Below are 13,468 nucleotides of genomic sequence, written 5' to 3'. Positions count from 1 at the left end.
CGCCTCATTGCTCTATGACCTTCATCTTAGGACCATTTGAAAAAGACGCTGAAATCAAGCAGACCACCGTTTCAGGCGACACTGACCGGCCGGCAGCTTTTTGTTGCGGCCACACCACAGGGTCCGGCAAAAGCAGCGGTGCATGGGCTTCACTGTTGCGTGGGAAGCACGGTTTGTTGTGTCTTTGCCGAGGATGCGTCCGCACTGGTCCCGGTTGGGGTTCTGGCCGAAGACCGGCGGCAGTGCGCCTCCCACCAAGGAGCCGGACCCCCGGCCCAGTGAGCCGACCGAACCCAGCCAAGCGCGGTGACTCCATGAAGACCAGCACCCTTTCCCTTCTCGCCCTCGCTCTCGCCTCGACCGGGCTGACGTCGCTTCCCGCCGCCGCCCAGGACGACCTGCAGCGTGGCGAAACCGTGCTGGAGCGCCGCCGGCCGGAACTGGAGCAGCTTGGGCTGCGCGCCGGTTCCTTCCTGTTCCTGCCGCGGGTGGAAGCCGGTGCCACCTATGACACCAACGTCTACGCCACGCGCGACAACCACGAGGACGACGTCATCTGGACGGTCCGGCCGCGGCTGGACATCAAGTCGGACTTCTCGGCCCACGCGCTGAATTTCTCGGCCTCGGCCGATGCCGGCCGTTACAGCGACCATTCCGGCGAGAACTACACGGACTATGCCGTGCAGGCCGACGGCCGCTTCGACGTGAACAAGGGCGGTGCGCTGGACGGCCAGCTGTTCCACCGCCGCAATCACGAAGGCCGCGGCGACATCAACAGCCTGCAGGGCTATGCCGAGCCGGTGACCTTCCTCACCAGCGGCGGCGAGGCCGGCTACACCCAGCGTTTCAACCGCCTGCGCGCCCGCGTTTCCGGTTCGGCGCAGTACATCTCCTACGACGACGTCGACCTGATCGGCGGCGGCGTCGCCCGCCAGGGCGACCGCGACCGCTGGGAATACGCGTCGGTCGGCCGCGTCGGCTATGAGTTCATCGCAGGCTACGAAGCTTTCGTCCAGGGCACCTATTCCTGGACCCGCCACAAGAACGACCGCGACGCCTTCGGCCTCGACCGCGACTCGGACGGCTACGAGGTGGTGGGCGGTCTGGCCACCGACCTGACCGGCCTGATCACCGGCGAGGTCTTCGCCGGCTACCTCGTCCGCAACTACAAGGATTCGCGGCTGGAGGACTTCAGCGGCCTGTCCTTCGGCGGGCGCGTGAACTGGGCGGTCACCCAGCTGACCGGCATCAGCGCCACCGCCAGCCGTCAGGTGCGCGAGACGTCGGCCAGCCCCGGCTTCGGCACCGCCTCCAGCTACACCCGCACCCTGGTCGCCCTGGGCGTCGACCACGAGCTGCTGCGCTCGCTGGTGCTGAACGGCCGCCTGCAGTACCGCCAGGACGACTTCAACGGCAACGACCGCAACGACAAGGTCTATACGGCCGGTGTCGGCGGCACTTACCAGATGAACCGCAACCTGTATCTGACCGGCGGCTATACCTACGAAAAGCGCAATTCCAACATCAGCTCCGCCGAGTACAGCGACAACCTGATCTATCTGCGACTCGGCGCCCAGATGTAATCCAGCAGGTAATCCGGCGGAATCGGGTTGACCGACCGAGAAAGTCCCGGCCGAAGGTCCTAAAGGTTCCGCTGAACAGGGCAGGGCGTCCGTCCTATGACGGGCGCCCTTTTCTTATGCCTGCTCTTATGATCGATGACGATGTACTGAACAGATCCGAAGGCGGTAATTCCTCTCCACTTTTTCCCAAGCGCTTGCGAGTTGCTAGTCTCCACCCGAATTCAGGTGCGTGACCAAAGGGCGCCGCTGCAAGGCGGCCGGCGGAAGGGGCGGTTTCTCGGAACCGACCCGTCGAAGGGGCCGGACCGGCGCTGTGGCAGGCATCCACCAGCCAGGGAAAGGGTTTAGGGATGAATCGACGTCAGGTGATCCGTGCGCTGGGCCAGGGGATCGGGTTGGCCGCGCTCGCCGTTGCCATGGTCGGCTGTGCCGGCGGCAACGACGCGCCGATGGAGACCGCCAGCGCCGGTCAGATCGGCGAATACCGTCTCGGCCCGGGTGACGCGCTGCGCGTCATCGTGTTCGGCGAAGAGCAGCTGTCCGGCGAATTCCGCGTCGACGGAACCGGTAAGGTCGCCATGCCGCTGATCGGCGAGGTTTCGGCCAAGGACCGCAACACCCGGGATCTGGAGAAGGAAATCGCCACCCGGCTGTCCGCCGGCTATGTGAAGGACCCGAAGGTCAGCGTCGAGGTGCTGAACCATCGTCCGTTCTTCATCCTGGGCGAGGTGCGCAATCCCGGCCAGTACCAGTATGTCAACGGCATGACCGCCCTGTCGGCGGTGGCGATGGCCGGCGGCTACACCTATCGCGCCAAGGAGGACTACGTCCTCATCACCCGCGGCAGCGATCCCAAGAAGGAAATCCGCAAGGCCCCGATCACCACCTCGGTGATGCCGGACGACGTGGTCCGCATTCCGGAGCGCTATTTCTAAGCATCGCTTTCCAGACCGGTGGCAGGGCGCCGCCGAATCGCAAGAAAGCCCGGCCGGGGAACACCCGGCCGGGCTTTCTGCCGTCTGCGGATAGGGACTTCCGATCAGGTGTCGAGCGTGTCGCCGCCCTTCTTCTGCCCCGGCGGCATACGCTGGTCGCTGGGAACGACCGCATCGCGGGAGATGCCATGCGGCGGGGTGGTGCCGGCGGCTTCGTCATCGGTGCCGAGCGGCGCTGCGGCGGGATCGGTGGCGGGAACCTTGTCGCCGGTCAGGCCGCGGTCAATGTCCGCGCGCATCCGATTCGCTTCCGCGCTGGGGGTGGTGGGCGTCCGGTCGTCCGACTCGGGATGGGGCTTGGTCATGGTCGGCCTTTCGCGCAAACTGCTGTGAGGGGCATTCCGATGCCTTCACCAACCGCCACGTCCAGTCGGGGGTTCCCTGCCGGGACATATCGGTAGGCTATCGGTGATCGTAAGACCCGGCCAGACCACTCCACGCCATGGGAGCGCCCGATGCCTGACACCGGACTGACGCTGTTGGCGTTCGGCATCCTGGCGATTGCGGTGGGCCTGTTGCTCTCGGCGACGGTCCTGACGCTCCGCGCCCACGGATGGCGGCGGCTTTATTGGGCCTGCTGCGCGATCCTGATCGCCGGCGGCAGTGCAGGGGCGGCCAGTGCCCTGTGCTGCCTGCCTCCGACGGTGCTGCCCGACGGGTCCATCAGCGGAGAAATGCCGCCGACCTTCGGAGCCGGACTGATGGTGGCGTTCATGGGATGCGGCGGGGCCCTGCTCGGCCTGATCTTCGTCGTGGGCAGGGCCCGTCTGCGTCAGCGCCAGGGCGCAAATTGGCGAGGGTAAGCTCCCGACCTACGCTTGCTCACTCCGCCGGGACAGGGTTGTTGAGCGAGCGCTCGACGAACTGGTAGACGACGACGTCCGGCTTCTGCTCCTCGATCAACGCCTTGTCGAAGCGCAACCCCTTATGCTCCGTGACCACCGCCTTGCTGAAGCTTTCGGCGATGTATGGGAACATCGGGATGGTGAAGGAGTCGCGGAACCACACCACGCTGGGGGCCGTAGGCAGATCGGCGCGCAGGATGTTCTGGACAATGCCGTTCGGCATCGAGACGTCGTTGGCGCGCAGCTTGGGCGGTCTCAGGGAATCGTAGCGGACTTCCTCTTCCTGATAAACCGCGGCCAGTCCCAGCATGCGGGCGAGGTCGAGGTCGACGCCCTGGCGCATGACGTGGACCTGCTTCATGTCGGCCGGCGTCAGCGGCGTGAAATCCGGGCGGACCGTCTTGATCCACTCCACGATCCGCCGATAGCCGATGGCGAAGGCGGCATCGCCCGTCCAGTGCGTGTCGGCCTGGAGGTAGACCTTCATGTTCTTCTTCGCGGCGACGAGGTCGGCGGTCATGTCCTTGAACACCAGCGGCGAGCGACGCTCCGCCAGCCGCCGCACGATCTGGTCCATCCGGCTTTCCGGATTCACCTGGGTGGCCCAGGCCGGCAGGTCCTCGAGATAGACGCGCTCCTTGTTGGGGATCGCGACCATCAGCATGGGGATGCCGCGCTCCGCCAGCCATGCCTGCCGCCGCTCCATCACGTCGATCCAGCGGTCCAGCTCCTCCGGCGAGAAGCGGTCGATGCCGCGCGTCTGCTCCAGCGCATGCTCGCCCGTGTAGAACAGCCAGCCGTTCCGGCCGAGCACGACCAGCGGCGAGGTGCTCTGGCCGAACACCTTGACCCGGATGAAGTTGTTGGCGAGGACGAGATTGTTGCGGAAGCCGAAATGGTCCTTCAGCCACGCCTCGATGCGCTGCGGCAGGACGGAAAACTCATCGAAGGTGCCGGGCAGGCCGGGCAACTCGTTCGGCGCCCGCATCTCGGTCGCCGTCACGCCGGTTCCGACGGACAGCGTCTGGCCGATCATGGGCAGCAGGAGGAGCGCCAGGAAAATCCCGATGCACAGCTTCTGCAAAAGCGTGCTGTGCACGATCCCGAGAGACATCGCTCGCATGGTCAGAACCGGAAGTAGATGAACGGGTTGTAGGTGCCGGCCGCGAGGCTCATGACGGCCAGTGCGAACATGCCGAGCAGGCCGGCAAGGTACAGCGCCTCGCCGGTGCCGACCAGCATGCGCCCGCCGGCCGCGTTCCGCACCGCATCCAGCCCGCTCCGCACCAGCCGGCCGAGCAACGGCGTCGCGGCGACCGCGCCGATGACCAGCGCGGTGACGGTTTCCGGCGTCAGGAACTGCAGGACATGCGGTGCCAGAGGACTGGGATGGCCGGCGCCGGCCATGGCCTTGAGGAAGATCCAGGCATGGTCCAGCGTGTCGGCACGGAAGAAGACCCAGCCGATCATCACCACCAGCAGCGTGTAGACATGGCGGACCGCCGGCACCGACCGGTCGAGCATCCGGGCGATGCCCAGCCGTTCGAGCACCAGGAAGGCGCCGTGCCACAGGCCCCAGACCACGAAGGTCCAACTGGCGCCATGCCACAGGCCGCACAGGAAGAAGACGATCAGCAGGTTGCGGTAGGTGGCCAGCGGACCGGCGCGGTTGCCGCCCAGCGGGATGTAGAGATAGTCGCGGAACCACATCGACAGCGAGATGTGCCAGCGGCGCCAGAATTCGGTGATCGACTGGGCGATGTAGGGATAGTTGAAGTTCAGCGGGAAATGGAAGCCGATCATCAGCCCCAGCCCGATGGCCATGGTCGAATAGCCGCAGAAATCGAAGAAAATCTGCAGGGTGTAGCAGACGATACCCAGCCACGCGATCGGCAGGCTCAGCCCCGTCGGGTCGAGCGCGAAGATCTGGTCCGCCGCCACCGCCACCGTGTTGGCGATCAGAACCTTCTGCGCGAGGCCGATCACGAAGATCTGAATGCCCTCGGCAAACAACCCGGCACTGACCCTGCGGTTATGGATTTCGTCGCGGATGTCATGGAAGCGGATGATAGGCCCCGCCACGAGCTGCGGGAACATGGTGATGTAGACGGCGACATAGATCAGGCTGCGCTCGACCGGAACCTGACGGCGATAGACGTCGATCAGGTAGGACAGCGCGTGGAAGGTGAAGAACGAGATGCCGAGCGGCAGATGCACCTGCGGCGGCCCGGAGAACAGGTTGGGCACCAGCGCGGCCACCATCCCGTAGAAGAATCCCAGATATTTGAAATAGACGAGAATGCCCAGGTTGACGACGACGCCAGCACCCATGGCGAGCTTGCGGCCCCGCCCCTCCTGGCCGGCGATCCACAGCCCGAAAGCATAATTGACGAGGATCGACAACAGCATGACGTAGGTATAGATCACCTCGCCATACGCATAGAAAACCAAGCTGAAGAAAAGCAGCGTTCCGTGCTTCAGCGGCAGGGAATAATAGCAAAAAATAAAAATTGGCAAAAAATAAAAGATAAATACGATAGAGCTGAAAACCATCATCCACCCTTATGCTATACCTGCTGCGCGCTTGTGGTTCCGGAACTCCAAATTCAAGCCGCATTTCGGTCCAGAGCGGCATGGGGTATAACCCAGATCGGGTACCGTATCCAGACCTATGCGGGAACAGCGCAACCCTACAGCGACAAGCCGGCGGAGCTTCCCGGCGCGCGTTGCCATCCTGGCGACTGCAAAGGGTCGGAAAGCCCTCTGGTTGCAACCGGATGGGGGCGTCGATGCCGGATGCTTGGCAGAAATGTCAGTATGCCGGGGCGAAGCGGGACAGATAGGAAGACCGCCCTGCGTGGGATTCCAAGCGATTGGACGGCCCAGAAATCCGATGAGTCCGTCGTGTCGGCGGATCGAATCTGCCTCAACAGACCGGCACCCGGCCATTTTTTCCTGGGAAAGCAAAACGGCCTAGGGCGATGTGCGCTAAGCCGTTGAAAAATCTGGTGCCGGATACAGGAATCGAACCCGTGACCTTCTGATTACAAATCAGCTGCTCTACCAGCTGAGCTAATCCGGCACGCCGCCGCTTGCGGGACGCACACCTTAGCGTCCCTTTTCCGCGTAAACAAGCGCTTGACCGAGACAACCTCGCGGTTCGGTCACTCGCGCAGGCGGGCAACCTCGTACAGCGCCACCGCGGCGGCATTCGAGACGTTGAGGCTGCCGACGGGTCCGCCGGTCGGCAGTCGGGCGATGGCGTCACAGCGCTCCATGGTCAGCCGGCGCAGGCCGCTGCCTTCCGCCCCCATCACCAGCACCGTCTTGCCGGTCAAATTCAGCTTGGCCAGCGTCGAAGGCCCCGATTCGGCGAGCCCGACCGACCAGAAGCCGTTCTGTTGCAGATCCGTCAGTGCCCGGGCCAGATTGGTAACGCGGATCAGCGGCACCGCCTCCAAGGCACCCGAAGCGCTCTTGGCGAGAACGCCGGTCGTCTCCGGAGCATGGCGCTCGGTCACCACGACGGCACGGGCGCCAAAGGCGGCGGCGGAACGCAGGATGGCGCCGACATTGTGCGGGTCCGTCACCTGGTCGAGCGCCACGATGACCGCCGACGTTTCCCCGGCCAGTTCGTTGCAAAGATCCTCGATGCCCAGATCGGGCAGGGGAGACGCATCGATGACGACGCCCTGATGCACCGCACCCGGCGGCAGCATCCTGTCGAGCTCCATCCGGTCGGCCGGCGAGGCCTCCGGCCTTTGCAGACCCCGGGCGCGGGCGGCGGCGATCGCCGGCTCCAGCGCAGCGCGGCCCGAGTCGGTCACCAGCAGGCGGTGGATGCGCCGTTCGGGGTTGGTCAAGGCAGCGGCCACCGGGTGCAGTCCGTAAAGAAGCACGCCGCGTGCCGCCGGCCCCCGTCCTCCCTTTGCCGCCTTGCGGCCGCCGCGCGCTCCCTCGTCCCCTTCGTCCTGCCGCGGCGACGCGCCTTGCTGTTGCCTGCCGCCGGACCGGTCTCCACTGCGGTCGGTGTTGCGGTCTGCGGGACGGGCGGAGGAGGGGGTGGAGCCGGGATGTCTGGAGCGCGTCATGATACCCACGAAGAAGGGGAGGGGGCCGCAGCGGACTGCGGCCGAATTTTTTCTGGTGTGAACCGCTTAACCCGTGTTGACAAGGCCTGAAAAATTCGCATATTGCCGAACTCCGCGGCGGGCATCGCCAGGCCGCGGACTGGAAGGGTGGCCGAGTGGTTAAAGGCAGCAGACTGTAAATCTGCCCGCGTACGCGTACGCTGGTTCGAATCCAGCCCCTTCCACCATTACTTTCCACGGCTTGTCCGTGATCGCGTTTGCCCCGGACGGTCGCGCCGGCGGGATGCTTGCGGGTGTAGCTCAATGGTAGAGCAGAAGCCTTCCAAGCTTACGACGGGGGTTCGATTCCCCTCACCCGCTCCAATCCCGCGTGCGCCACGGAAAACCGATCTCGGCCGGGCCATTGTGTGCGTCCGGAACGTCGGGAACGAAAGACCAAAGCGATGGCGAAGGCAAAGTTTGAGCGGAACAAGCCGCACTGCAACGTTGGCACGATCGGCCACGTCGACCACGGCAAGACGTCGCTGACGGCGGCGATCACGAAGGTGCTGGCGGAGTCCGGCGGCGCGACCTTCACCGCTTACGACCAGATCGACAAGGCGCCGGAAGAGAAGGCGCGCGGCATCACGATCTCGACGGCGCACGTCGAGTACGAGACGTCGAACCGCCACTACGCGCACGTCGACTGCCCGGGCCACGCCGACTACGTGAAGAACATGATCACGGGCGCCGCCCAGATGGACGGCGCGATCCTGGTCGTGTCGGCCGCCGACGGCCCGATGCCGCAGACCCGCGAGCACATCCTGCTGGCGCGCCAGGTCGGCGTTCCGGCGCTGGTGGTGTTCATGAACAAGGTCGACATGGTCGACGATCCGGAGCTGCTTGAGCTGGTCGAGCTGGAAGTTCGCGAGCTTCTGTCGTCCTACCAGTTCCCGGGCGACGACATTCCGATCACCAAGGGTTCGGCGCTGTGCGCTCTGGAAGACCGTCAGCCGGAGATCGGCCGTGACGCCGTCCTGGCGCTGATGAAGACGGTCGACGAGTACATCCCGCAGCCGGAGCGTCCGGTCGACCGTCCGTTCCTGATGCCGATCGAAGACGTGTTCTCGATCTCGGGCCGCGGCACGGTTGTGACCGGCCGCGTTGAGCGTGGCATCGTGAAGGTCGGCGAGGAAGTCGAGATCGTCGGGCTGAAGGCGACGGTCAAGACGACGGTGACCGGCGTCGAAATGTTCCGCAAGCTGCTCGACTCCGGGCAAGCCGGCGACAACATCGGCGCTCTGCTGCGCGGCACGAAGCGCGAGGACGTCGAGCGCGGCCAGGTTCTGGCCAAGCCGGGTTCGATCACCCCGCACACCAAGTTCAAGGCCGAAGCCTACATCCTGACGAAGGAAGAGGGTGGCCGCCACACCCCGTTCTTCACGAACTACCGTCCGCAGTTCTACTTCCGGACGACGGACGTGACGGGCATGGTGGCGCTGCCGGAAGGCGTCGAGATGGTGATGCCGGGCGACAATGTCGCCATGGAAGTGACGCTGATCGCCCCGATCGCCATGGACGAAGGCCTGCGCTTCGCCATCCGCGAGGGTGGCCGCACGGTCGGCGCCGGCGTCGTTGCCAAGATCGTCGAGTGATGCTATAAGCCTGCCTCCCCCGCCGGACCACGGTTCGGCGGGGGAGTTTTATCCGCGTACAGAGTTTGGTTGGGCTTCCGGCAAGCCGGTATCAAAGTTCTTCCGAAAGTCGGGTCGAAAGGCCTTGACACCGCCGCCTAAAGAATGGTTTAAGCGGCCTCCCACGCCGAAAGGTGTGGCCGGACGGAGATAGGAGTGTAGCTCAATTGGTAGAGCACCGGTCTCCAAAACCGGGGGTTGGGGGTTCGATCCCCTCCACTCCTGCCATCCCGTCCCAATAACGGTTAGGGCAAAAGCGACGCCCTCACAGTCGCTCCGGAGCTCGCACGGTTCGCACGATGGCTAAAGTCAATCCCGCAGAATTCGCGCGCGAGGTCCGCCGCGAGGTAGCCAGGGTCACCTGGCCGACCCGCAAGGAAACCGGCATCACGACCGCCATGGTGTTCGTCATGGTCGTGCTCGCCGCCCTGTTCTTCCTCGTCGTCGATCAGGTGCTGGCGGTTGCCGTTCGCTTGATCCTTGGGCTGGGGGGCTGAGACATGGCTGCGCGCTGGTACGTCGTTCACGTTTATTCGGGTTTCGAAAAGAAGGTCTCCCAGGCCATCCGCGAAAAAGCGGCTCAGAAGGGTCTGGAAGACAAGTTCGAGGAAATCCTGGTCCCGACCGAAGAAGTGGTCGAAGTGCGCCGGGGTTCCAAGATCAACACCGAACGCAAGTTCTTCCCCGGCTATGTCCTCGTCAAGATGGACCTGACCGACGAATCCTGGTCGCTGGTGAAGAACACGCCGAAGGTCACGGACTTCCTGGGTGGCGGCGGCAAGCCGCAGCCGATTTCCCAGCGCGAAGCCGAGCGGATCATCCATCAGGTGCAGGAAGGCTTTGAGCGCCCCAAGCCCTCGATCACCTTCGAGGTGGGCGAGCAGGTGCGAGTGAGCGACGGTCCTTTCACCTCGTTCAATGGTGTCGTCGAGGAAGTCGACGAAGAGAAGTCCCGCCTCAAGGTGGCGGTTTCGATCTTCGGTCGCTCCACGCCGGTCGAGCTGGAATACACGCAGGTCGAAAAGATCTGATCGCAAGGTTCCAAGGTTTATGAGTCGGAGCTGCCGGTGCTTGCATCGGTGGCTCCATTCTGTTGCGGGAGGCTCGCCATGGCCGAACCGCAAAACCCCGCGGCGCCGCGCCGGACCATCCGGTCAAGTGCGTGAGGCGTCGTCCCAGGAGGTTGTGAGATGGCGAAGAAAATCGTCGGTTACATCAAGCTGCAGGTCCCGGCCGGCAAGGCCAACCCGTCGCCGCCCATCGGCCCGGCGCTCGGTCAGCGCGGCCTGAACATCATGGAGTTCTGCAAGGCGTTCAACGCCAAGACGGCGGACCTGGAAGTCGGCATGCCGATTCCCGTGGTCATCACCGCCTACGGCGACCGCACCTTCACCTTCGTGACGAAGACCCCGCCGGTCAGCTACTTCCTCAAGAAGGCTTCGGGCAAGGACAAGGGTTCGACGACCCCCGGCAAGGGCGGTTTCGTCGGCCAGGTCACGACCTCGCAGATTCGCGAGATCGCCCAGAAGAAGATGGCCGACCTGAACGCGCACGACGTCGAAGCCGCCGCGAGCATGATCGCCGGTTCCGCCCGCTCGATGGGCCTCGAAGTGGTGGAGGGCTGATCCTATGGCGAAGCTGGGCAAGCGTCTGACCGACGCCTACAAGACCGTTAACCGCGACTCCTTCTACTCGCTGGAAGAGGCCGTCACCCTGGTGAAGGGTGCCGCCAAGGCCAAGTTCGACGAGACGATCGAAATCGCGATGAACCTCGGCATCGATCCGCGCCACGCCGATCAGATGGTCCGCGGCGTCGTGAACCTGCCGAACGGCACCGGCAAGACCGTCCGCGTGGCGGTGTTCGCCCGTGGCGCCAAGGTCGATGAGGCTCTGGCCGCCGGCGCCGACGTTGTCGGCGGCGACGATCTGGCCGAACAGATCCTGGCCGGCAACATCAACTTCGACCGCTGCATCGCCTCGCCCGACATGATGGGCGTGGTCGGCAAGCTCGGTAAGGTGCTGGGCCCGCGCGGCCTGATGCCGAACCCGAAGCTGGGCACCGTGACCCCCGACGTCGCCGGCGCCGTGAAGGCCGCCAAGGCCGGCGCAGTGGAGTTCCGTGCGGAGAAGACCGGCATCATCCACGCCGGCGTGGGCAAGGTCAGCTTCTCGGAAGAGGCGCTGGTCCAGAACATCCGCGCCTTCGTCGATGCCATCACCCGTGCCAAGCCGACCGGCGCCAAGGGCCAGTACCTGCTGAAGGTCTCGCTCTCGTCGACGATGGGCCCGGGCCTGAAGCTCGACCTCTCCAGCGTGTCGGCTCCGGCCGCCGCCTGACGACCCGTTTCGCCGCCGTCTGCTCTCGGGCAGCGGCGGCGTCCGGGCGGACCGCCTGAGGGGGAAGCCCCAAGGGCACCCGCCCACCCCTGTCCGAGACCGCTGGTGCCCATCCCCGACCGCAAGGAGAGGGAAGAGCTTAAAATTCACCCGCGCAGACAGGAGTTGAACCCGTTTACCCCTCCGGCCCCGCCGCCATGTGCGACGGGAACCGGTTCAGGAACGGCTTGACTTCTGGGACAGGTTCGCCGGATCTCCGGCCCTTCGGGGGCGGGGGTCCATGTACACCTCTGTGCAAGGAGGCGATCCGTGGATCGTACACAAAAAGAAGCGACGATCGCGGCTCTGCAATCGAAGCTCCAGGACACGGGCCTGGTGGTGGTCACCCACCATCTGGGCCTGACGGTGAAGGAAGTCACCGACCTGCGTGCGAAGGTTCGGGCTGCTGGCGCCAGCTTCAAAGTGACGAAGAACCGGCTCGCCCGTCGTTCCCTTCAGGGGACGCAGTTCGAAGGTCTGGACGGTCTCTTCAAGGGACCGACGGCGATCGCCTACTCGAAGGATCCCGTTGCGGCTGCCAAGGTGGTGGCCGACTACGCGAAGACCAACGAGAAGCTCAAGATCGTCGGCGCCAGCCTCGGCACCCAGATTCTGGACGCGGAGGGGGTCAAGGCCCTCGCCTCGCTCCCGTCGCTGGACGAACTGCGTGGCCGCCTCGTGGGCATGATCCAGACCCCGGCGACCCGTATCGCCGGTGTCCTCCAGGCTCCGGGCGGCCAGGTCGCCCGCGTGCTTGCTGCCTACGCGAAGAAGGACGACGAGGCGGCGGCCTAACCAGGCCTAGTCACTCGTTTTTTACATCCCCAGAACTCAAGTCGTTTGGAGTAGTAACATGGCTGATCTGCAGAAGCTCGTCGACGATCTGTCGGCCCTGACCGTCCTGGAAGCCGCCGAGCTGTCGAAGCTCCTCGAAGAGAAGTGGGGCGTCTCCGCCGCCGCTCCGGTGGCCGTCGCCGCCGCCGGCCCGGCCGCTGCCGCTGCCGCTCCGGCCGAAGAGCAGACCGAGTTCACCGTGATCCTCGCCGATGCCGGCGACAAGAAGATCAACGTGATTAAGGAAGTCCGTGCGATCACCGGCCTGGGCCTGAAGGAAGCCAAGGACCTGGTCGAGGGCGCTCCGAAGCCGGTCAAGGAAGGCGCCACGAAGGACGAGGCCGCCAAGATCAAGAAGCAGCTTGAAGAAGCCGGCGCCAAGGTCGATATTAAGTAAGACCTTGTTGCCTACGAAGCACACAGTACCAAGCCGGACGGCGGTCGGTTCCCTAGGGGACCGGCCGCCGCACGGCATTTTCTGCCTTCCGCCGGACCGGGCTTGCCCGGCCCGGCTCTTTCCGTCCCCATCATGGGGATGGCCCGCGCGGGCGCCCTAGGGACCGGTCGACACCAGTCGGCTCGATCCTACGGTCGGTTGAACGGTCGGTATAACGCGCATCACGTACAGACGTTTGGGGACATCCATGGCCAAATCCTTTACGGGTCGTAAACGTGTTCGGAAGAGCTTCGGGCGCATCCCGGAAGTCACCCAGATGCCCAACCTCATCGAGGTGCAGCGCAGCTCCTACGATCACTTCCTGCAAATGGACGTCGCCCCGGAAAAGCGGGCGAACCTGGGCCTGCAGGAAGTCTTCAAGTCGGTCTTCCCGATCAAGGACTTCTCCGACCGCGCGGTGCTGGATTTCGTCAAATACGAGCTTGAGCAGCCGAAATACGACGTCGAGGAATGCCAGCAGCGCGGCATGACCTTCGCCGCCCCGCTGAAGGTGACCCTGCGTCTGTCCGTGTTCGACGTCGAGGAGGACACCGGCCTCCGTTCGATCCGCGACATCAAGGAGCAGGACGTCTACATGGGCGACATGCCCCTGATGACGGCCAACGGCACCTTCG

General features: G+C 64.7%; 15 protein-coding genes and 4 tRNA genes (1 of these 19 only partly in view). 14 read left to right on the top strand and 5 right to left on the bottom strand.

Annotated features, from left to right (window positions below):
- Positions 1-314 precede the first annotated feature (314 nt).
- Both ABNQ38_RS20730 and ABNQ38_RS20725 read left to right on the top strand, forming a co-directional pair.
- On the top strand, positions 315-1,583 hold the full coding sequence (locus tag ABNQ38_RS20730) for an outer membrane beta-barrel protein (RefSeq protein WP_377809980.1): 1,269 nt from the start codon (positions 315-317) through the stop codon (positions 1,581-1,583).
- 350 nt (positions 1,584-1,933) lie between these two features.
- Complete coding sequence (locus tag ABNQ38_RS20725; RefSeq protein ID WP_109051350.1) at positions 1,934-2,518, top strand: polysaccharide biosynthesis/export family protein; 585 nt, start codon at positions 1,934-1,936, stop codon at positions 2,516-2,518.
- A gap of 104 nt (positions 2,519-2,622) precedes the next feature.
- On the opposite strand, the gene ABNQ38_RS20720 is transcribed toward ABNQ38_RS20725, so the two are convergent.
- A complete protein-coding gene (locus ABNQ38_RS20720; protein WP_377809979.1) occupies positions 2,623-2,817 on the bottom strand; it encodes a hypothetical protein in 195 nt (64 codons plus the stop codon).
- A gap of 216 nt (positions 2,818-3,033) precedes the next feature.
- Between ABNQ38_RS20720 and ABNQ38_RS20715 the strand changes: the two genes are divergently transcribed.
- On the top strand, positions 3,034-3,381 hold the full coding sequence (locus ABNQ38_RS20715; RefSeq protein WP_377809978.1) for a hypothetical protein: 348 nt from the start codon (positions 3,034-3,036) through the stop codon (positions 3,379-3,381).
- Positions 3,382-3,400: 19 nt separating this feature from the next.
- On the opposite strand, the gene ABNQ38_RS20710 is transcribed toward ABNQ38_RS20715, so the two are convergent.
- The 4 genes from ABNQ38_RS20710 to rlmB all read right to left on the bottom strand — a co-directional run bounded on the left by ABNQ38_RS20710 (position 3,401) and on the right by rlmB (position 7,523).
- Complete coding sequence (locus ABNQ38_RS20710; protein ID WP_377809977.1) at positions 3,401-4,537, bottom strand: hypothetical protein; 1,137 nt, start codon at positions 4,535-4,537, stop codon at positions 3,401-3,403.
- An 11-nt stretch (positions 4,538-4,548) separates the two neighbouring features.
- Entirely contained in the window at positions 4,549-5,874 is a 1,326-nt protein-coding gene (locus ABNQ38_RS20705) for an MBOAT family O-acyltransferase (RefSeq protein ID WP_377809976.1), read from the bottom strand.
- A gap of 555 nt (positions 5,875-6,429) precedes the next feature.
- Positions 6,430-6,505, bottom strand: a tRNA-Thr gene (locus ABNQ38_RS20700).
- An 82-nt stretch (positions 6,506-6,587) separates the two neighbouring features.
- Positions 6,588-7,523, bottom strand: coding sequence for a 23S rRNA (guanosine(2251)-2'-O)-methyltransferase RlmB (gene rlmB, locus ABNQ38_RS20695; RefSeq protein ID WP_377809975.1), 936 nt, complete (start codon positions 7,521-7,523; stop codon positions 6,588-6,590).
- A gap of 132 nt (positions 7,524-7,655) precedes the next feature.
- On the opposite strand from rlmB, the gene ABNQ38_RS20690 reads away from it, so the two are divergent.
- The 11 genes from ABNQ38_RS20690 to rpoB all read left to right on the top strand — a co-directional run.
- Positions 7,656-7,741, top strand: a tRNA-Tyr gene (locus ABNQ38_RS20690).
- Positions 7,742-7,803: 62 nt separating this feature from the next.
- Positions 7,804-7,877 (top strand) — tRNA-Gly (locus ABNQ38_RS20685).
- An 80-nt stretch (positions 7,878-7,957) separates the two neighbouring features.
- On the top strand, positions 7,958-9,148 hold the full coding sequence (tuf, locus tag ABNQ38_RS20680; RefSeq protein ID WP_109051341.1) for an elongation factor Tu: 1,191 nt from the start codon (positions 7,958-7,960) through the stop codon (positions 9,146-9,148).
- Between the two features lie 191 nt (positions 9,149-9,339).
- A tRNA-Trp gene (locus ABNQ38_RS20675) sits at positions 9,340-9,415 on the top strand.
- Between the two features lie 71 nt (positions 9,416-9,486).
- The gene (gene secE, locus ABNQ38_RS20670; protein WP_014246876.1) at positions 9,487-9,684 is read left to right on the top strand and encodes a preprotein translocase subunit SecE; all 198 of its coding nucleotides are present in this window, start codon (positions 9,487-9,489) and stop codon (positions 9,682-9,684) included.
- Between the two features lie 3 nt (positions 9,685-9,687).
- Entirely contained in the window at positions 9,688-10,218 is a 531-nt protein-coding gene (gene nusG, locus ABNQ38_RS20665) for a transcription termination/antitermination protein NusG (protein ID WP_012973192.1), read from the top strand.
- 159 nt (positions 10,219-10,377) lie between these two features.
- Complete coding sequence (gene rplK, locus ABNQ38_RS20660) at positions 10,378-10,812, top strand: 50S ribosomal protein L11 (protein ID WP_042690902.1); 435 nt, start codon at positions 10,378-10,380, stop codon at positions 10,810-10,812.
- 4 nt (positions 10,813-10,816) lie between these two features.
- A complete protein-coding gene (gene rplA, locus ABNQ38_RS20655; RefSeq protein WP_109051345.1) occupies positions 10,817-11,524 on the top strand; it encodes a 50S ribosomal protein L1 in 708 nt (235 codons plus the stop codon).
- A gap of 309 nt (positions 11,525-11,833) precedes the next feature.
- A complete protein-coding gene (gene rplJ / locus ABNQ38_RS20650) occupies positions 11,834-12,358 on the top strand; it encodes a 50S ribosomal protein L10 (protein WP_098740499.1) in 525 nt (174 codons plus the stop codon).
- Between the two features lie 58 nt (positions 12,359-12,416).
- Entirely contained in the window at positions 12,417-12,794 is a 378-nt protein-coding gene (rplL, locus tag ABNQ38_RS20645) for a 50S ribosomal protein L7/L12 (protein ID WP_014246882.1), read from the top strand.
- 247 nt (positions 12,795-13,041) lie between these two features.
- On the top strand, positions 13,042-13,468 hold the 5' end (the start) of the coding sequence (gene rpoB, locus ABNQ38_RS20640; RefSeq protein WP_377809974.1) for a DNA-directed RNA polymerase subunit beta. The gene runs 3,767 nt beyond the window's last position; 427 of the gene's 4,194 nt are visible here — the first part of the coding sequence; the start codon lies at positions 13,042-13,044; the stop codon falls past the right edge of the window.

The sequence above is a fragment of the Azospirillum sp. A29 genome, from assembly GCF_042604625.1.
Taxonomy (GTDB): Bacteria; Pseudomonadota; Alphaproteobacteria; order Azospirillales; family Azospirillaceae; genus Azospirillum; species Azospirillum palustre.
The sequence above is the reverse complement of the archived record's forward strand: the minus strand, read 5'-3'. Positions and strand labels throughout refer to the sequence as shown.